General features: G+C 59.9%; 18 protein-coding genes. 6 read left to right on the top strand and 12 right to left on the bottom strand.

Going from position 1 to position 16,798, the window contains the following annotated elements:
- The first annotated feature begins 78 nt into the window (after positions 1–78).
- On the top strand, positions 79–681 hold the full coding sequence (locus ACA047_RS23085; protein WP_003204949.1) for a peroxiredoxin: 603 nt from the start codon (positions 79–81) through the stop codon (positions 679–681).
- Positions 682–875: 194 nt separating this feature from the next.
- Here the strand turns inward: ACA047_RS23085 and rnt are convergent, their stop codons facing one another.
- Both rnt and pyrC read right to left on the bottom strand, forming a co-directional pair.
- Entirely contained in the window at positions 876–1,553 is a 678-nt protein-coding gene (rnt, locus tag ACA047_RS23080) for a ribonuclease T (protein WP_497353282.1), read from the bottom strand.
- On the bottom strand, positions 1,550–2,596 hold the full coding sequence (gene pyrC, locus ACA047_RS23075; protein ID WP_497353280.1) for a dihydroorotase: 1,047 nt from the start codon (positions 2,594–2,596) through the stop codon (positions 1,550–1,552). Before pyrC ends, rnt begins: the two co-directional genes overlap by 4 nt.
- Before the next feature lie 190 nt (positions 2,597–2,786).
- Here pyrC and ACA047_RS23070 point away from each other — a divergent pair, with 190 nt between their 5' ends.
- Entirely contained in the window at positions 2,787–3,758 is a 972-nt protein-coding gene (locus ACA047_RS23070; protein ID WP_497353278.1) for a flagellar protein MotY, read from the top strand.
- Positions 3,759–3,886: 128 nt separating this feature from the next.
- Positions 3,887–5,104 carry an argininosuccinate synthase gene (locus tag ACA047_RS23065; protein WP_497353276.1) on the top strand — a complete coding sequence of 406 codons (1,218 nt, stop codon included), beginning with the start codon at positions 3,887–3,889 and terminating at the stop codon, positions 5,102–5,104.
- Between the two features lie 78 nt (positions 5,105–5,182).
- Here the strand turns inward: ACA047_RS23065 and ACA047_RS23060 are convergent, their stop codons facing one another.
- Positions 5,183–5,692, bottom strand: a complete 510-nt coding sequence (locus ACA047_RS23060; RefSeq protein WP_497353274.1) for a hypothetical protein — start codon at positions 5,690–5,692, stop codon at positions 5,183–5,185.
- Between the two features lie 481 nt (positions 5,693–6,173).
- Here ACA047_RS23060 and ACA047_RS23055 point away from each other — a divergent pair, with 481 nt between their 5' ends.
- The gene (locus tag ACA047_RS23055; RefSeq protein ID WP_256231297.1) at positions 6,174–6,800 is read left to right on the top strand and encodes a response regulator transcription factor; all 627 of its coding nucleotides are present in this window, start codon (positions 6,174–6,176) and stop codon (positions 6,798–6,800) included.
- A 54-nt stretch (positions 6,801–6,854) separates the two neighbouring features.
- On the opposite strand, the gene ACA047_RS23050 is transcribed toward ACA047_RS23055, so the two are convergent.
- From ACA047_RS23050 to metG, 8 genes are all read right to left on the bottom strand, one after another.
- Positions 6,855–7,034, bottom strand: coding sequence for a PA3496 family putative envelope integrity protein (locus ACA047_RS23050; protein WP_497353271.1), 180 nt, complete (start codon positions 7,032–7,034; stop codon positions 6,855–6,857).
- 107 nt (positions 7,035–7,141) lie between these two features.
- Positions 7,142–7,780, bottom strand: coding sequence for an endonuclease III (nth, locus tag ACA047_RS23045; protein ID WP_497353269.1), 639 nt, complete (start codon positions 7,778–7,780; stop codon positions 7,142–7,144).
- Positions 7,777–8,310 (bottom strand): Rnf-Nqr domain containing protein, encoded by a 534-nt coding sequence (locus tag ACA047_RS23040; RefSeq protein WP_497353267.1) that lies wholly within the window; start codon positions 8,308–8,310, stop codon positions 7,777–7,779. Before ACA047_RS23040 ends, nth begins: the two co-directional genes overlap by 4 nt.
- Positions 8,303–8,914, bottom strand: a complete 612-nt coding sequence (locus ACA047_RS23035) for an RnfABCDGE type electron transport complex subunit G (protein WP_497353265.1) — start codon at positions 8,912–8,914, stop codon at positions 8,303–8,305. The genes ACA047_RS23040 and ACA047_RS23035 overlap by 8 nt, the downstream gene beginning before the upstream one ends.
- A complete protein-coding gene (locus ACA047_RS23030; RefSeq protein WP_497353263.1) occupies positions 8,911–9,897 on the bottom strand; it encodes an RnfABCDGE type electron transport complex subunit D in 987 nt (328 codons plus the stop codon). Before ACA047_RS23030 ends, ACA047_RS23035 begins: the two co-directional genes overlap by 4 nt.
- Positions 9,884–10,891, bottom strand: coding sequence for an electron transport complex subunit RsxB (gene rsxB, locus ACA047_RS23025; protein ID WP_497353261.1), 1,008 nt, complete (start codon positions 10,889–10,891; stop codon positions 9,884–9,886). Before rsxB ends, ACA047_RS23030 begins: the two co-directional genes overlap by 14 nt.
- Complete coding sequence (locus ACA047_RS23020) at positions 10,888–11,460, bottom strand: Rnf-Nqr domain containing protein (RefSeq protein ID WP_497353259.1); 573 nt, start codon at positions 11,458–11,460, stop codon at positions 10,888–10,890. The genes rsxB and ACA047_RS23020 overlap by 4 nt, the downstream gene beginning before the upstream one ends.
- Before the next feature lie 130 nt (positions 11,461–11,590).
- Positions 11,591–13,636, bottom strand: a complete 2,046-nt coding sequence (metG, locus tag ACA047_RS23015) for a methionine--tRNA ligase (RefSeq protein ID WP_497353257.1) — start codon at positions 13,634–13,636, stop codon at positions 11,591–11,593.
- Between the two features lie 297 nt (positions 13,637–13,933).
- Here metG and apbC point away from each other — a divergent pair, with 297 nt between their 5' ends.
- The gene (gene apbC, locus ACA047_RS23010) at positions 13,934–15,028 is read left to right on the top strand and encodes an iron-sulfur cluster carrier protein ApbC (protein WP_497353255.1); all 1,095 of its coding nucleotides are present in this window, start codon (positions 13,934–13,936) and stop codon (positions 15,026–15,028) included.
- A 66-nt stretch (positions 15,029–15,094) separates the two neighbouring features.
- On the opposite strand, the gene ACA047_RS23005 is transcribed toward apbC, so the two are convergent.
- Positions 15,095–15,853, bottom strand: coding sequence for an SDR family oxidoreductase (locus ACA047_RS23005; RefSeq protein WP_497353253.1), 759 nt, complete (start codon positions 15,851–15,853; stop codon positions 15,095–15,097).
- Between the two features lie 162 nt (positions 15,854–16,015).
- Between ACA047_RS23005 and ACA047_RS23000 the strand changes: the two genes are divergently transcribed.
- On the top strand, positions 16,016–16,747 hold the full coding sequence (locus ACA047_RS23000) for a HugZ family pyridoxamine 5'-phosphate oxidase (RefSeq protein WP_497353251.1): 732 nt from the start codon (positions 16,016–16,018) through the stop codon (positions 16,745–16,747).
- The last annotated feature ends 51 nt before the right edge of the window (positions 16,748–16,798 follow it).

The raw sequence follows: 16,798 nt of genomic DNA, 5'->3' as shown, positions 1-16,798 counted from the left end.
GTGTCACAGGGCTGTCGCCTGAGGGTGACAGGCTGATGCGAACCTTGTTTTTCACGTTATTACACTAGGAGATATCCAATGAGCGTACTCGTAGGCAAACAAGCCCCTGACTTCACCGTTCCTGCCGTCCTCGGCAACGGCGAAATCGTCGACAGCTTCACCCTGTCCTCGGCCATCAAAGGCAAATACGGCCTGGTGTTCTTCTACCCGCTGGACTTCACCTTCGTCTGCCCGTCCGAGCTGATCGCACTGGATCACCGTATGGATGACTTCAAGGCTCGCAACGTTGAAGTGGTCGCCGTTTCGATCGACTCGCACTTCACCCACAACGCCTGGCGCAACACGCCGATCAACAATGGCGGTATCGGTCAGGTGAAATACACCATGGCTGCCGACATGAAGCACGAAATCGCCAAGGCCTATGACGTTGAGTCCGAAGGCGGCGTGGCCTTCCGTGGCGCGTTCCTGATCGACGACAAAGGCGTTGTCCGTTCGCAGATCATCAACGACCTGCCGCTGGGCCGTAACATGGAAGAGCTGATCCGTCTGGTCGACGCGCTGCAATTCCACGAAGAGCACGGCGAAGTCTGCCCGGCCAACTGGAAAAAAGGCGACAAGGGCATGACCGCGTCCCCTGAAGGCGTTGCCGCTTACCTGGGCGAGCACAGCGACAAGCTGTAAGCGCACAAGGCATAAAAAAACCGGCCTCGATAGGCCGGTTTTTTTATGGGCGTTGTAGGAGCTGCCGAGTGTAACGAGGCTGCGATCTTTGGGTGAAAGCCTAAGATCAAAAGATCGCAGCCTGCGGCAGCTCCTACGGAATGCACAGGGCAATCCGGCGGGGATAAATCCCCTCGCCACAATGGCTCTACTCTCTAGTCGTCGAAATCCTGCCAACCACCCATTTCTTTCCAGCGATTGACGATGCCGCAAAACAGCTCGGCCGTTTTCTCGGTGTCGTAGCGGGCCGAGTGGGCTTCACGGCCATCAAAATCGATGTCGGCCGCCTGGCAGGCCTTGGCCAGTACGGTCTGACCATATGCCAGGCCGGCCAGGGTCGCCGTGTCGAAGCTGGAGAACGGGTGAAACGGGTTGCGCTTCATGTCCAGGCGCGCGACGGCGGCGTTGAGGAAGCCCAGGTCGAAGCTGCTGTTATGGCCGACCAGGATCGCTCGCTTGCAACCGTTGGCCTTCAATGCCTTGCGCACGCCACGGAAGATGTCGGTCATGGCCGTCTCTTCGCTCACTGCCATGCGCAATGGGTGATCGAGCTTGATCCCGGTGAACTCCAGGGCGGCCGCTTCGATGTTGGCGCCTTCGAACGGTTCGACGCGGAAGAAATAGGTGTGATCAGGAAACACAAAGCCTTTTTCGTCCATGCCGATGGTGGTTGCGGCGATTTCCAGCAGCGCATCGGTGGCGGAGTTGAAACCGCCGGTTTCTACGTCGATGACGACCGGCAGGTAGCCCCGGAACCGGGCTGCCATGGGGTGACGGGCGCCGCCCGAACCACCGTTGCCCTCCAGTTCGTCGTCGAAATGATCTTCACTCACGCGTTTTCCTCCAGCAGGCGCCAGCGCAGTTTTTCACCGGCGCGCAGCGGGATTACAGTCAGCTCGCCGAAGGGCAGGCTGGCGGGGGCGGTCCACTCGTCGCGGACCAGGGTAATACGATCGGTGTTCACCGGCAGGCCATAGAAACGCGGGCCATGCAGGCTGGCGAAGCCTTCGAGTTTGTCCAGCGCATTGCGCTGCTCGAACGCCTCGGCGTACATCTCGATGGCGGCATAGGCGGTGTAGCAGCCGGCGCAACCGCAGGCGGCTTCCTTGGCGTGCCGGGCGTGGGGCGCCGAGTCCGTGCCGAGGAAAAACTTGGCGCTGCCACTGGTGGCGGCGTCGAGCAACGCTTGCTGATGGGTGTTGCGCTTGAGGATCGGCAGGCAATAGAAGTGCGGCCGAATCCCGCCCACCAGCATATGGTTGCGGTTGTACAGCAGGTGATGCGCGGTAATGGTCGCGCCGACGTTGGCCGTGGCCTCGTTGACGAACTGCACGGCATCGCCGGTAGTAATGTGTTCGAACACCACCTTGAGTGTCGGGAAACGCTCCACGACGCGGCGCATGTGCTCGTCGATGAAAAGTTTCTCGCGGTCGAACACGTCGACGTCGCCCCGAGTGACTTCACCGTGGATCAGCAAGGGCATCCCGACTTCGGCCATGGCCTCCAGCGCCGGGAAGATCTTGTCGATGCTGGTGACACCGGAATCGGAGTTGGTGGTGGCGCCGGCAGGGTACAGCTTGGCGGCATGGACGAAGCCGCTGGCCTTGGCGTCGCGTATTTCTTCGGGCTGGGTGCGGTCGGTGAGGTAAAGCACCATCAGCGGTTCGAAGCGGCTGCCAGCCGGGCGTGCGGCGAGGATGCGCTGGCGATAGCCGTCGGCCTCGGCGGCATTGCGCACTGGCGGAACCAGGTTAGGCATGATGATTGCGCGCCCGAAGGTGCGCGCGACATCGGCGACGGTATGGGTCAACACAGCACCATCGCGAAGATGAATATGCCAGTCGTCGGGACGCAGCAGGGTCAGGCGGTCAGACATTGGGGGCTTCCAGGCGGGTCAAACTCTGGGGAATGCTACCGGAAAAGACCGATTCAGGCACCCGCTATCAAGTTCTGCGGCAAGTTACCGATAGCTCCTACAAGTGTGCCGCGAATCCGTGCACTGCCCCGGACGGGCGTCATGCCCTCAGTCTGTGTCGATATTTGTATAGAAGCCAGTGGAGCCTCCCGTGCGCCAGCGTTATCTAGCCTTGCTCAGTGTGTTTGCCAGCCTTCCCGCCATGGCGCTCACTTTCCAGACCCGTCTGGAGAGCATTGAGTGGACGGTCGAAGGTGACAAGTTCGAGTGTCGGCTGAGCCAGTCGATCACCGATTTCGGTAGCGGCGAGTTCGTGCGCCGGGCGGGCGAACAGGCCACGTTCCGGCTCAAGGCCTATAACCCGATGCTCGGTGGCGGTTCCGCGACCTTGTTGGCGGCCGCTGCGCCGTGGCAACCGGGGCGGGGCGACATCAACCTGGGCTCGGTCAATATCGGCAGTGGCGATGTGTTGTTCAACAGCTCCCAAGCCCAGGCTGGGCGTCTGATCATCGGGCTGATGGACGGGCGTAGCCCTGTGGTGCGGCGCAACACCGAGGATGGGCGGGTATCGGAAGTCCGCCTGCTGCCGGTGCGCTTCAACAAGGCCTTCAGTGACTATCAAAGCTGTGTGGCGAAACTGCTACCGAAGAATTTCGAGCAGGTGAAGCAATCCCAGATTGCCTTCCCCGGCGAGGGGGTCGAACTCGATGCCCAGGCCAAGGCTCAGTTGCAAGTGATGCTCGACTTCATCAAGGCCGACCCGAGCGTCAATCGAGTCGAACTCGACGGCCACTCCGACAACAGCGGTAACCGCTTGACCAACCGTGAGCTGTCGCGCCGTCGGGCCTTGGCAGTCATGGACTTCTTCAAGGCCAATGGCTTCCAGGAGTCACAGATCACCCTGCGTTTCCACGGTGAGCGCTATCCCCTGGTGCCGAACACCAATGCCACCAATCGGGCCAAGAACCGCCGCGTTGTCGTGCGCCTGGAGCGCGGGGCGCCCGTCGAGGCCCCAGCACCGCAGTCGACTACACCGCCGCCAGCCCCCGCAGCAGCTCCTGCCAAGGCTCCGGCGCCGGCCGCAGCTCCAGCCAAGGCCCCCGCGACCGCGCGCACATCCTGATTGGGCTTTGATCGTCGCGCGGTCGACATAATCTGTCGCTTCGTCGTCATAAGCTGTCGCGCCTCTGTAAATTATCCGCGCTGGACGTTAGACTTCCCGGCTTTCCGTACAACCCGTGGAGTGATGGCATGGCGGACGTAAACAAGGTCGTTCTGGCGTATTCCGGCGGCCTGGACACTTCGGTGATCCTCAAGTGGCTGCAGGACACTTATAACTGCGAAGTGGTGACCTTCACCGCTGACCTGGGGCAGGGCGAAGAAGTCGAGCCTGCACGCGCCAAGGCTCAGGCCATGGGCGTCAAAGAGATCTACATCGATGACCTGCGCGAAGAATTCGTGCGCGACTTCGTCTTCCCGATGTTCCGTGCCAACACTGTTTACGAAGGCGAGTACCTGCTGGGTACGTCCATCGCCCGTCCGTTGATCGCCAAGCGCTTGATCGAAATTGCCAACGAAACCGGTGCCGACGCCATTTCCCACGGCGCTACCGGCAAAGGCAACGACCAGGTGCGTTTCGAACTGGGTGCCTACGCCCTCAAACCCGGCGTGAAAGTTATCGCTCCGTGGCGCGAGTGGGACTTGCTGTCCCGTGAAAAACTGATGGACTACGCCGAGAAGCACGCGATCCCGATCGAGCGTCACGGCAAAAAGAAATCCCCGTACTCGATGGATGCCAACCTGCTGCACATCTCCTATGAAGGCGGCGTGCTAGAAGACACCTGGACCGAGCACGAAGAAGACATGTGGCGCTGGACCGTCTCCCCGGAGAAAGCCCCTGACGCCCCGCAATACCTGGAGCTGACCTATCGCAACGGCGATATCGTCGCACTGGATGGTGTGGAAATGAGCCCGGCCACCGTGCTGGCAACCCTGAACCGTATCGGTGGCGAACACGGCATCGGTCGTCTGGACATCGTCGAGAACCGCTATGTCGGCATGAAGTCCCGTGGTTGCTACGAAACCCCGGGCGGTACCATCATGCTGCGCGCTCACCGGGCAATCGAATCGATCACCCTGGACCGCGAAGTGGCTCACCTCAAAGACGAGTTGATGCCCAAGTACGCCAGCCTGATCTACACCGGTTACTGGTGGAGCCCTGAGCGCCTGATGCTGCAACAGATGATCGACGCATCCCAGGCCCATGTGAATGGCGTTGTGCGCCTGAAACTGTACAAAGGTAATGTGATCATCACCGGGCGCAAGTCCGACGAGTCACTGTTCGATGCCAACATCGCGACCTTCGAAGAAGACGGCGGTGCCTACAACCAGGCCGACGCGGCTGGCTTCATCAAGCTCAATGCCCTGCGCATGCGCATTGCGGCGAACAAGGGTCGCAAGCTGTTCTGATCCTGGCTATATGAGAACGGCCTGCCATGAGCAGGCCGTTTTTTTGCCCCTTTCCCGTGCTGCCCATCTGTGGCGGCGCTATCTTTTCCATCGGTCCTGCCTGTCTGGTCCAACGCCTGCGCTGTCGCCGCTGTAAATGACGTACACGACGATTTCCGCGTGTTCCGCAACGTGTTTTGAGCGTTTTGATCGATAGGCTTCTATCAGGCCTTCCGATGGGCTGCCCACCAGAAAAATGACCTGCTGTGGATCGTGCCTGCGTCGATGAAGGCGCAACAATAACCCTTTGACCTTGTTCGCTCGTCGTAACGTGCGTCTACGCCGGCAGGTCGAGTCATCCATGCTCTTTATGAAGTGTTTGCTCTTGCGAAAGTCCGAGGGTGAATATAACGAACGATAGTTGAAGTTGAGTGTGATGAAAAAAAGCAGCAATAGATAAAACGGAAAGCTGATCAAGAACCAGAGATAATATTCACGGTCCTGATCATCCAGAAAAGGCAGGGAGATCGCCGCGGATGTTTCGGATAACGTTGCGAATATGGCAATGAGGGTCATGGGGTTGTTGATGGTTTTCAAAGGTTTGGTCATGGTGAATGCTCATGGGTAATGTACGCTCGGTGATTGAATAACGTGAGGTGTATTGTTGACGATTGAAAACAGTATAGGTGGCGTGACCAGCGACGACTATATTCTGCTTAAGTCGTTGAATTAAATTTCGCAAGCTCCTATATAAAATTTATTCCAGTGGGCGGAATGCTTGCTGTTTTATCGATAAATAATTCAGTTACTTTTTATGAGTGGGGCGGCTTTTATCTCCCTGTGTATGGGACGGTTTGGCGGAGAAAAAGCGCGCTATTCGTAGGGCTGTCAGGTCGTTGGGAAGGACCGGTCGGTCACTGTAAACAAATTCATGGCACATTATTTCCGGGGTTATTTGTAGGATTTTTCTGTATTGCTTGTAGGTTGCGTCTCTCGGTGCGAGCGGTCAGGGGGGGCGGCATGCCAAGGTAGAAATGACTAGGCTATTGTGCGTGCTCTAAAAATTCGAACAGCGAAGTTGGATTTGCCCATGAATAAAGTGCTGATCGTGGATGATCATCCCGTCATTCGTCTTGCTGTACGTTTGCTGATGGAGCGTCATGGATATGAAGTTATTGCTGAAACTGATAATGGCGTCGATGCGTTGCAACTTGCTCGTGAACTTATGCCTGATATCGTTATCCTGGATATCGGTATTCCGAAACTGGATGGGTTGGAGGTTATTGCGCGCCTGACCGCCAACCCTTCACCTTTGAAAGTGTTGGTGCTGACCTCGCAGGCCCCTGGGCATTTTTCCATGCGTTGTATGCAGACGGGGGCGGCCGGTTATGTCTGCAAGCAACAGGACCTTACCGAGTTGTTGAGTGCGATCAAGGCAGTGCTGTCCGGTTACAGCTATTTCCCCAACCAGGCATTGCATACGGTGCGTTCGAGTCTTGGTAACGCCAGCGAGTCCGATATGGTGGATCGTTTGTCCGGACGAGAAATGATGGTCCTGCAGCAATTGGCTCGCGGAAAGACCAACAAGGAAATTGCAGATGGGATGTTTTTGAGCAACAAGACCGTCAGTACTTACAAGACGCGCTTGTTGTTGAAGCTCAATGCCCGCTCGCTGGTCGATCTGATCGAGCTGGCGCAACGTAATGGATTGGTGTGAGTTTTCGGTCACGCGTACTCAGTAAAAAGCCTCCATCAGGGAGGCTTTTACGTGTCAGAGGTCAAAGTCGTAATCAGCCAGTTGCTTCTGCAAGCGGCGCTCTTCCAGCAAATTATCGATGGTGCGGCGTTTGCTCAGATTGGTTTTCGCCACTTCCACGACAGGTTCCGCGTCGTCGGCCTCAACGGCGGTAAAATCCTCTTCTACATCCAGTTGTTCTTTACCAGCACTCATGGGTTCGACTCCAGGCTAAGACTGCCATTGGCGCCCCTTATATCGATAAACCACGGGCGGGTAAAAAAGATTTTTTCAATCGATGAATCAATAAAAGCAATAGCGCCTCAATCGTCCGAGGTCTTTTGCTTGTATTCGCATAAATCTTCGATTCGGCAGCTGCCACAGCGAGGTTTGCGTGCCAGGCAAACGTAGCGCCCGTGGAGGATGAGCCAGTGATGGGAATCAAGGAGAAATTCCTTAGGTACGAACTTCATCAGTTTCTTCTCCACCTCCACCACGTTTTTACCGGGGGCCAGCCCGGTACGGTTGCTGACGCGGAAAATGTGGGTGTCGACCGCCATGGTCAACTGACGAAACGCGGTATTGAGCACCACGTTGGCGGTTTTGCGGCCGACGCCTGGAAGCGCTTCCAGCTCTTCGCGCGTCTGCGGGATTTCACTGCCGTGGCGCTCGATCAGTAGGCGGCAGGTTTCGATCACGTTTTTTGCCTTGCTGTTGAACAGGCCGATGGTCTTGATGTATTCGCTGAGCCCCTCGACGCCCAAGGCGTAGATCGCCTCCGGGGTGTTGGCCACCGGGAACAACTTGGCTGTGGCCTTGTTGACGCCGACGTCGGTGGATTGGGCCGACAGAATCACCGCGATCAACAACTCGAACGGCGAGCAATAGGCCAGCTCGGTTTTCGGCTCCGGGTTGTCTTCGTGTAAGCGACGAAATATTTCCAGGCGTTTTGCGGCGTTCATGGGTGCGGCGTTTCCTCAAGAGTTGAATGGGGTTTGGCGACCGTCCAGGCCTGGTAAGCAGCGAGCAGCAGGCCGAGCAGAATGAACCCGCCGGGGGCGAGCAGGGCCAACGGTATGCCGCTGCCAATCAGCTCGCGCAGAGCGCCCAGGCCGATCATCACCATGCCGAACAGCCCCGCCAGCCGGAGGTGGGCACGCAAGCGGGGCTCAACGAAGAAGTCGTCGTACTCCAGCGCCATGCAACTCAAGGCGATCCAGCCCATGTAAAGGCTTAACGGCCAATACAGTTGCAGCATCCAGGCCTGGGCGGCAAGGCTTGCACAAGCGGTCAGGGTGGCGGCCAGTACGACGGATGCGAGCAGCCGCTGATGCGCTGTCAGGCGCGACCGTAAAAGCGCCATTGCCAAGCCATGGCCCGAGCTGATCAAAAACCAGGCCAGCCATAAACCCAGCGCGTTTGCCAGCGAGTCGCTTGCACCGACCAAGGGCACGAGCAGCAGGCCGCGGGTCAGTATCAATGGCTTATTCATTGGCAACCCCTCCGGTCAGCTGGGCCTTGTTCTCGTCGAAGTAACGCAGTGCATCGTGAACGGCCTGGATGACCGCCCGGGACGTAACCGTTGCACCTGCCAATTGGTCGAACTGCCCCTGATCCTTTTTCAAGGCCCAGCCGTTGTCGTCAGGCGCCTGGCGCGATTTACCGTTGAAGGTTTGCAGCCAGGCATTCGGCCAGCCGGCAATTGCCGCGCCCAGGCCGGGTGTTTCGGATTGGCGCAGGGTTTTCACACCCAGCAGCCGGCCCTGCGGGTCGATGGCAATCAGCAATTCGATGCTGCCCTCATAACCCAATGTCTGGCTGCGTAACAACACAGCGGTGGGCTGGCCGGCGCGGGTCGCGAGGTAACCGCTCAGCAACGTGCTATGGGCCAAGGTCTGCGGGGCTACCACGACAGGCCGCGCCAATGGCTGGTTGTCATATTGGTCGGCGGGTAGCACGTCGAGCAAGGTTCTGTTCGCGACGGCCTGCTGCTGGGCCTCGATGCGCCCGGCAGTGCTGATGTGGGTGAGGTAAGTGGCACCGATACCGACGCCGATCAGCAGGATCAGAACCGCAACGCCGCTGGGATTTTTCATGTCACCTGCTGCCTTTGTCGTGCCTCGACGAACCGGTCCAGCGCCGGCACGCCAAGGTTCATCAGCAGCACGGCAAACGCCACGCCGTCCGGATAGCCGCCCCAGGTGCGGATCAGGTACACCAGCAGTCCGACGCCTGCGCCAAACAGCAGGCGAGCGAGTGGGGCTTTGGCGCCCGAGACCGGTTCGGTCACGATAAAAAACGCACCGAGCATGGTCGCGCCGGTGAATAGATGAAACAGCGGCGAGCCATGGGAGTCGGAACCCGAACCGTTCCAGCACAACAGGCTGACGATAAACAGGCTGACCAGCATGCCCGCCGGCGCATGCCAGCTGAACACGCGTTGCTGCAGCAAAAACAGACCGCCCGCCAGGAAGGCCAGATTGACCCATTCGACACCTCGGCCACCGAAGCGCCCGAATGCCGGGTCATTGGCGAACAGTTCATCGATGGTCAGGCTTGTGTTGATTCGCAGGCCGCCCAGCGCGGTCGCCCCGGCCCAGGCATCGGGCGCCGTATGAACGCCGAACACCTGTTGCAGGCCTTCGAGCAAGCCCATGGCGTGTGGGGCGGGCCATTGATTCATATGTGAAGGGAACGCCACCAGCACCAGGGCGTACCCGAGCATCGCCGGGTTGAATGGGTTATTGCCGACACCGCCCCACAGGTGCTTGCCAAACAACAAAGCGCTGGCCGCCGCCGTGACGGTCAGCCACCAAGGGCAATACGCCGGCAAGGCCAGGGCCAGCAGCGTGGCGCTGACCAGCGCGCTGCCGTCGTTCAGCTCGGGTTTGAGGGGGCGGCACCGCAAGCGCAACACCAGTGCTTCGACCGCCAGCGCGGTGAGGCCAGACAACAACAGGTTGAGCGCCACGCCCCAACCATAAAACCACATCAACGCCAACGCGCCGGGCAGCGTCGCCAGCAGCACCCGCGTCATCGCTTGTCGCAGCCGTTCGTCCACGGGCTCAAGACGCGACATGGGCGTCCACCTGGCGTTCGGCGTCTTTGACGGCTTGTTCCAGTGTTTGCACGTGTTCGTTCGGTGCGGCGGCGGCCCGGGCCTTGCTGAGCTCGGCGCGGCGCATGGCCAGTTGGATCTTTGCCCGCTTCAACTCGGCACTTTGAGCCGGTGCAGTGATTGGCGCGGTGGGCGGCGCGACGCTTTCCAACTGCGCCAGGGCGTGCTGCGCCGCTTCGAACTGGCGCTGTAGCACGATCAATTGTGACTGTTGCTCAAAGGTCGGTGGATGACCGAACGCCTTCAGGGACTTGTTCAACTGTGCCCGACTCATGGCCAAGTCCACCTTGGCTTTTTTCAGGGCCGCATCGGCGTTGTCGGCTTTTTGCGCGCGCACTCGCTCCAGGGCAGCTTGCACTGGATCGAGGGTTTGGGTCTGGGCCTGGGCAGCGCGCTGGGTTCGGGCCAGACGCTCGGCCAGACGCTGCTCTTCTTCGCGACGCAGACGCGTATTGCGCTGTTCGAAACGCCGACGGGCATGATTGCGCTTGGCGGTTCGTGCGTGCTGTTCCTCAAGGCTGAAGGCCAGGCCACCGACGATGGGCAGTACGGTCGCCACTGGCAATGGTCGCATTTCGATGCAATCGACCGGACAGGGCGCTACGCAAAGATCGCAGCCCGTGCATTCGTCGACGAGGACGGTGTGCATCAGCTTCGCCGCGCCGACGATCGCGTCCACCGGGCAGGCCTGGATGCACTTGGTACAACCGATGCATTCGGCTTCCCGGATAAAGGCAATTTGCGCCGGGGCGGCGCCGCGGCTGGTGTCCAGTTCCAGCACCGGCACGTTCATCAGGTCAGCCAGGGCCGCAATGGTCTCGCGCCCGCCGGGCGGGCATTTGTTGATCGGCTCGCCTTGGGCGATGCCTTCGGCGTAGGGCTTGCACCCGGGATGGCCGCACTTGCCGCACTGGGTCTGCGGCAGCAGGGCGTCGATACGTTGAATCAGACTCATGTTTTAACCAGCCCGCGCAATCCGAGAAATGCCACCGCCATCAGTCCGGCGCCGATCAACTGAATCGGCAGGCCACGAAAGGGCAGGGGAATATCGTTATTGAAGGTGCGCTGGCGCAAATCGTTGAACAGGCTCAACACCCACCAGAACCCCAACCCGGCGCCCAGACTTGAGGCGATGGCGTGGCCCAGGCCCTGATCATCCCGGCTGTTGAGCAGCGTAATGCCCAGTATGCCGGCATTGCCGAGCAACAGTGGCCACAAACCCTCGAACGGCAGTGTCGGCAGCCAGCGCGGCAGCAGGCGCAGCAATGGCCCGATCAGCAGCACGCTCAAGGGCAGCCACACGAACAGGCGCAGCGATGTCAGGTTTGCCGGGGCCAGCAGCCAATGGTCGATCAGGTAACCCAGGGTGCCGACAATCAGCATCAGGCACGCCGTCGCCAGGCCAAGAGCATGTACTTGCCTTCTACCCTTGGCCGCCAGCAGCGGATCAACGCCCAGCGGCCAGTGCAACACGAGGTTGTTGATCAGGGCAGCGCTGAACAGTGTGAGGACGATTTCGGTCATGGGCGTGTCGGCGACAAAGGGCCTGTTACAAGATTAGGCATTATCCGGCACGCGGGGAGGGTGGGCCAGATATGAAAATCCCACAGTCGCCTGCAAAGCGACTGTGGGATCGGTACAGCGCGCAGTCGCTCTACTTGATCCGCTGACCCGGCTTGGCGCCGCTGTCGGGGCTCAGCAGATAGATTTCCTCGCCGCCGGGGCCAGCCGCCATCACCATGCCTTCGGAAATACCGAAGCGCATTTTGCGTGGCTTGAGGTTGGCGATCATCATCGTCAACCGGCCTTCAAGCTTGGCCGGGTCCGGATAAGCACTCTTGATGCCGGAGAACACGTTGCGTTGCTCATCACCGATGTCCAGGGTCAGGCGCAACAGCTTGTCGGCGCCTTCCACGGCTTGCGCCTTGACGATCAACGCCACGCGCAGATCGATGGCCGCGAAGGCGTCGAAATCGATCTCCGGCGACAGCGGGTCCTTGGCCAGTTCGCCGTTGCCGGCAGGGCCGCCGGTGTCGGTCTGGCTGGCGGCCAGGTCTTCCTTGGACGCGTCGGTCATGGCTTGCACCTTGGCCGCGTCGATGCGAGTCATCAACGGCTTGAACTCGTTCAGTTGATGGTTGCTCAGCAAGCTCTGGTGATCGTTCCAAGTCAGCGGTGCGACGTTCAGGAATGCCTCGGCATCGGCGGCCAGCAGCGGCAGCACCGGCTTGAGGAATATCACCAACTGGCGGAACAGGTTGATGCCCAAGGCGCAGATCGCCTGGACTTCGTCCTGCTTGCCTTCCTGCTTGGCCAGCGACCAGGGCGCCTTGTCGGCGATCCAGGCATTGGCGCGGTCGGCCAGGGCCATGATCTCGCGCATTGCCCGGGCAAAGTCGCGGGCCTCGTAGGCCTCGGCGATGCTCGGGGCCGCAGCCAGGAAGGCGTCGGTCAGTTCCGGTGCGGCGTTGCCGGCCACCAGTACACCGGCGTTGCCTTTGTGGATGAAGCCGGCGCAGCGGCTGGCGATGTTGACGACTTTACCCACCAGGTCGGAGTTGACCTTCTGCACGAAGTCTTCGAGGTTCAGGTCCAGGTCGTCGACGCCACGGCCGAGCTTGGCCGCGTAGTAGTAGCGCAGGTATTCCGGCGACAGGTGGTCCAGGTAGGTCCGGGCCTTGATGAAGGTGCCGCGGGACTTGGACATCTTCTGGCCGTTGACGGTCAGGTAGCCATGGACATTGATGCCGGTCGGTTTACGGAAACCGGCGCCTTCGAGCATGGCGGGCCAGAACAGGGCGTGGAAGTTCACGATGTCCTTGCCGATGAAGTGATACAGCTCGGCAGTGGAGTCCTTGGCCCAGAACGCGTCGAAGTCCAGCTCCGGACGACGGGCGCAGAGGTTCTTGAAGCTGGCCATGTAGCCGATTGGCGCGTCCAGCCACACGTAGAAATACTTGCCGGGCTCGTCGGGGATCTCGAAGCCGAAGTACGGCGCATCACGGGAGATGTCCCACTGTTGCAGGCCGGCGTCGAGCCATTCGGCGATCTTGTTGGCAACGGCGTCCTGCAGGGTGCCACTGCGGGTCCAGGTTTGCAGCATTTGCTGGAAGTCCGGCAGCTTGAAGAAGAAATGCTGGGAATCCTTGAGCACCGGCGTCGCACCGGAAATTGCCGATTTCGGGTCTTTCAGGTCGGTCGGCGCGTAGGTGGCGCCGCATTTTTCGCAGTTGTCGCCGTACTGGTCTTCGGTACCGCATTTGGGGCAGGTGCCCTTGATGAAGCGGTCGGCCAGGAACATTTTCTTTTCCGGGTCGAAATACTGGGTGATCGACCGAGTGGCGATGTGCCCGGCGTCACGCAGCTTCAGGTAGATCTGGCTCGACAGCTCACGGTTTTCTTCGGAGTGAGTGGAGTGGAAGTTGTCGAAGTCCACCAGGAACTCGGCAAAGTCGGCGCTGTGTTCAGCCTGGACGTTGGCGATCAGTTGTTCCGGGGTGATGCCTTCCTTTTCTGCACGCAGCATGATGGCCGAACCGTGGGCGTCGTCGGCGCAGACATAAATACATGGGTTGCCACGATGCTTCTGGAAGCGCACCCACATATCGGTCTGGATGTATTCCAGCATATGGCCGAGGTGAATCGAACCATTGGCATAGGGCAGGGCGCTGGTGACGAGGATCTTGCGTGGCTCGGACATGGGGCTCGGCTACTTGATGAAACGGAGGTCGGCCACTATAAAGCGCCGGCGGCTTTTTTTCACCCTTCAGGCCTGTTTCGGGACACATCGGTTGGGGACGGCGAAAGGTTTGAGTCTGGTTGGACTGTGGGAGCAAAGCTTGCTCGCGAAACAGGCGCCTCGATTTCTGAAAGACCGCATCGCTTCCATCGCGGGCAAGTCTTGCTCCCACCCAGCGGGCGCAAGCTCCCTCGCCACACAAGCATGCGGGGCGTAGGATAGCGGCCTGTTTTTCAAGTCTTGTTATCGGAGTTGCCCATGAGCGCCGTCAATCGCGCAGCGGTGGAAGCCGTCCTTCGCCAGTACACCGACCCCTACCTGAATCAGGATCCGGTCAGCGCCGGCTGCGTTCGCGCCATCGACATCCAAGGCGATCGTGTCAGCGTCCAGCTGGAAATCGGCTACGCCGCCGATCTGTTCAAGAGCGGTTGGGCGCAAATGCTGCAGATGGCGATCGAGTCCCTGGACGGTGTGGCAACCGCCAAAGTCGACGTTACCAGCGTGATCGCCGCCCACAAGGCCCAGGCGCAAGTCCCGGGGTTGGCGAACGTCAAGAACGTGATTGCCGTGGCCTCGGGCAAGGGCGGCGTGGGCAAGTCCACCACCGCGGCCAACCTGGCCCTGGCCCTGGCTCGTGAAGGGGCGAAGGTCGGGATTCTCGACGCGGACATCTACGGTCCGAGCCAAGGCATCATGTTCGGCGTCGCCGAGGGCACCCGGCCGCAGATCAAGGATCAGAAGTGGTTCGTGCCGATCCAGTCCCATGGCGTGGAAGTCATGTCCATGGCCTTCCTGACCGATGACAACACGCCGATGGTCTGGCGCGGACCGATGGTCTCCGGCGCCTTGCTGCAACTGGTGACGCAAACCGCGTGGGGCGACCTGGATTACCTGGTGATCGACATGCCGCCTGGCACGGGGGATATCCAGCTGACCCTGGCCCAGAAAGTCCCGGTGGCCGGCGCGGTGATTGTCACTACCCCCCAGGACCTGGCCCTGCTGGACGCGCGCAAGGGTGTGGAAATGTTCCGCAAGGTGAACATTCCCGTGCTGGGCGTGGTGGAGAACATGGCCGTGCACATTTGTTCGAACTGTGGCCATGCCGAGCATCTGTTCGGCGAAGGCGGCGGGGAGAAACTGGCGACCCAGTACGGCGTCGAACTGCTGGCCTCGCTGCCGCTGTCGATGCTGATTCGCGAACAGGCCGACGGCGGCAAACCAACGGTCATTGCCGAACCGGACAGCCAGATCGCCATGGTCTATCAGGAGCTGGCCCGCCACGTGGGCGCGCGGATCGTGTTGCAGGAAGCCGCCATGCCGGCGATGCCGAACATTACCGTCAGCGACGATTGATAGGTTGAAATGCGATTCAATGTGGGAGCGAGCAGGCTCGCTCCCACATTGAATGTGTGCAGGTTTTTAGATCCGCAACCCGCCATCCATCTCCAGGATCCGCCCGGTGTAATAGTCATTCTCGAAGATATAGGCCGCCGAGTGGGCGATCTCTTCGGGTTTGCCCATGCGCTTGAGCGGTATCCCGGAGGTCATTTTTTCCAAGGCTTCGGGCTTCATGCCCAAGGTCATTTCGGTTTCGATGAAGCCCGGTGCGATACCGGCGACACGAATGCCGTAGCGCGCCAGTTCCTTGGCCCAGGTCACGGTCGCGGCCGCCACACCGGCCTTGGCGGCCGAGTAGTTGGTCTGGCCGACGTTGCCGGCCCGGGAGATCGACGAAATATTGATGATCGCGCCGCTGTTCTTCAGCTCGACCATTTTAGCCGCCACTTCACGGGTGCACAGGAATACACCGGTGAGGTTGACGTCGATCACCGCCTGCCACTGGGCCAGGCTCATCTTGGTCATTTCGCCATCCTTGACCTTGAGCAGCAAACCGTCACGCAGGATCCCGGCGTTGTTGATCAACCCGTGGATCGCGCCGAAATCCTCGGCCACCCGGGCGACCATGTCGCTCACTTGCTCTTCATTGGCGACGTTGCACAGATACGCCCGGGCTTCGACGCCCTTGGCCGCACAGGCGGCGACTGTTTGATCGAGTTTTTCCTGGTTGAGGTCCACCAAGGCAAGCTTCGCGCCTTTACCGGCAAAAAACTCGGCCATGGAGCGGCCCAAACCCTGGCAACCGCCGGTGATAATGATTACTTTGTCAGTGAGTTGCATTCTCATGTCCAGGTGGCAGAGCGGTGGAGGATGTCCTTTTTGAAGGCCTCTCGATCTGCGACGGTGTAGCCGGCTGCACACGAGAACTGCCCGACGGCGCACTGGAACAGAGTCCAGCTGCCTGACCGTTTTTTAGACGGATTTCATCAAAGGAGTCATAAATTGAGCGTTGACGCTGCCAAGCATGCCCGAGAATTGCTGCTCAAGGAATACCGTGGAATGCTCTCCACCCATTCCAAATCCATGCCAGGTTTTCCGTTCGGCTCCGTGGTGCCGTATTGCCTGGACGAGCAGGGCCGGCCACTGATCCTGATCAGCCGCATCGCTCAGCACACCCACAACCTGCAAAAGGACCCCAAGTGCTCGATGCTGGTGGGGGAGCGGGGCGCCGAAGATGTGCAGGCCGTCGGGCGCCTGACTTACCTGGCCGAGGCGCAGAAACTGCAAGACAGCGCCGCCATCGACGCCGCGGCTGAACGTTACTACCGCTATTTCCCCGACTCGCAGAACTACCACAAGGCCCATGATTTCGATTTCTGGGTGCTCAATCCGGTGCGTCACCGTTACATCGGTGGCTTCGGCGCCATTCACTGGATCGATCAGATCACCTTGGCCAACCCCTTCGCCGGCAAGGCCGAGGTCAGCATGGTTGACCACATGAACGCCGACCATGCCAAGGCCATCGCCCATTACGTGGAACTGGCCGGCCTGCCGAAAACCGAGCCGGCGCAACTGGTGGGCCTCGACAGCGAAGGGATGCATCTGCGTATTGGCCAGGGCCTGCACTGGCTGGCATTTCAAGCGCCTTGCAACACGCCGACACAAGTGCGCGAAGCCTTGGTTTATCTGGCTCACGCTGAGCAATGGCCGAAAAATGCAGAGGCTGACGCTTGAATTCACGAAAGGGCGACGTCATTTAAGGTTTCATAGCAAGGCATTCTTGCG

It is taken from the genome of Pseudomonas sp. LBUM1664 (assembly GCF_059695895.1).
The sequence above is the reverse complement of the archived record's forward strand: the minus strand, read 5'-3'. Positions and strand labels throughout refer to the sequence as shown.

Bases quoted from the DNA above. Each gene is read 5' to 3' on its own strand.
- ACA047_RS23085 (WP_003204949.1), top strand. From the start codon at position 79: ATGAGCGTACTCGTAGGCAAACAAGCCCCTGACTTCACCGTTCCTGCC.
- pyrC (WP_497353280.1), bottom strand. From the start codon at position 2,596: ATGTCTGACCGCCTGACCCTGCTGCGTCCCGACGACTGGCATATTCAT.
- ACA047_RS23065 (WP_497353276.1), top strand. From the start codon at position 3,887: ATGGCGGACGTAAACAAGGTCGTTCTGGCGTATTCCGGCGGCCTGGAC.
- ACA047_RS23060 (WP_497353274.1), bottom strand. From the start codon at position 5,692: ATGACCAAACCTTTGAAAACCATCAACAACCCCATGACCCTCATTGCC.
- ACA047_RS23055 (WP_256231297.1), top strand. From the start codon at position 6,174: ATGAATAAAGTGCTGATCGTGGATGATCATCCCGTCATTCGTCTTGCT.
- ACA047_RS23050 (WP_497353271.1), bottom strand. From the start codon at position 7,034: ATGAGTGCTGGTAAAGAACAACTGGATGTAGAAGAGGATTTTACCGCC.
- nth (WP_497353269.1), bottom strand. From the start codon at position 7,780: ATGAACGCCGCAAAACGCCTGGAAATATTTCGTCGCTTACACGAAGAC.
- ACA047_RS23040 (WP_497353267.1), bottom strand. From the start codon at position 8,310: ATGAATAAGCCATTGATACTGACCCGCGGCCTGCTGCTCGTGCCCTTG.
- ACA047_RS23035 (WP_497353265.1), bottom strand. From the start codon at position 8,914: ATGAAAAATCCCAGCGGCGTTGCGGTTCTGATCCTGCTGATCGGCGTC.
- ACA047_RS23030 (WP_497353263.1), bottom strand. From the start codon at position 9,897: ATGTCGCGTCTTGAGCCCGTGGACGAACGGCTGCGACAAGCGATGACG.
- rsxB (WP_497353261.1), bottom strand. From the start codon at position 10,891: ATGAGTCTGATTCAACGTATCGACGCCCTGCTGCCGCAGACCCAGTGC.
- ACA047_RS23020 (WP_497353259.1), bottom strand. From the start codon at position 11,460: ATGACCGAAATCGTCCTCACACTGTTCAGCGCTGCCCTGATCAACAAC.
- metG (WP_497353257.1), bottom strand. From the start codon at position 13,636: ATGTCCGAGCCACGCAAGATCCTCGTCACCAGCGCCCTGCCCTATGCC.
- apbC (WP_497353255.1), top strand. From the start codon at position 13,934: ATGAGCGCCGTCAATCGCGCAGCGGTGGAAGCCGTCCTTCGCCAGTAC.
- ACA047_RS23005 (WP_497353253.1), bottom strand. From the start codon at position 15,853: ATGCAACTCACTGACAAAGTAATCATTATCACCGGCGGTTGCCAGGGT.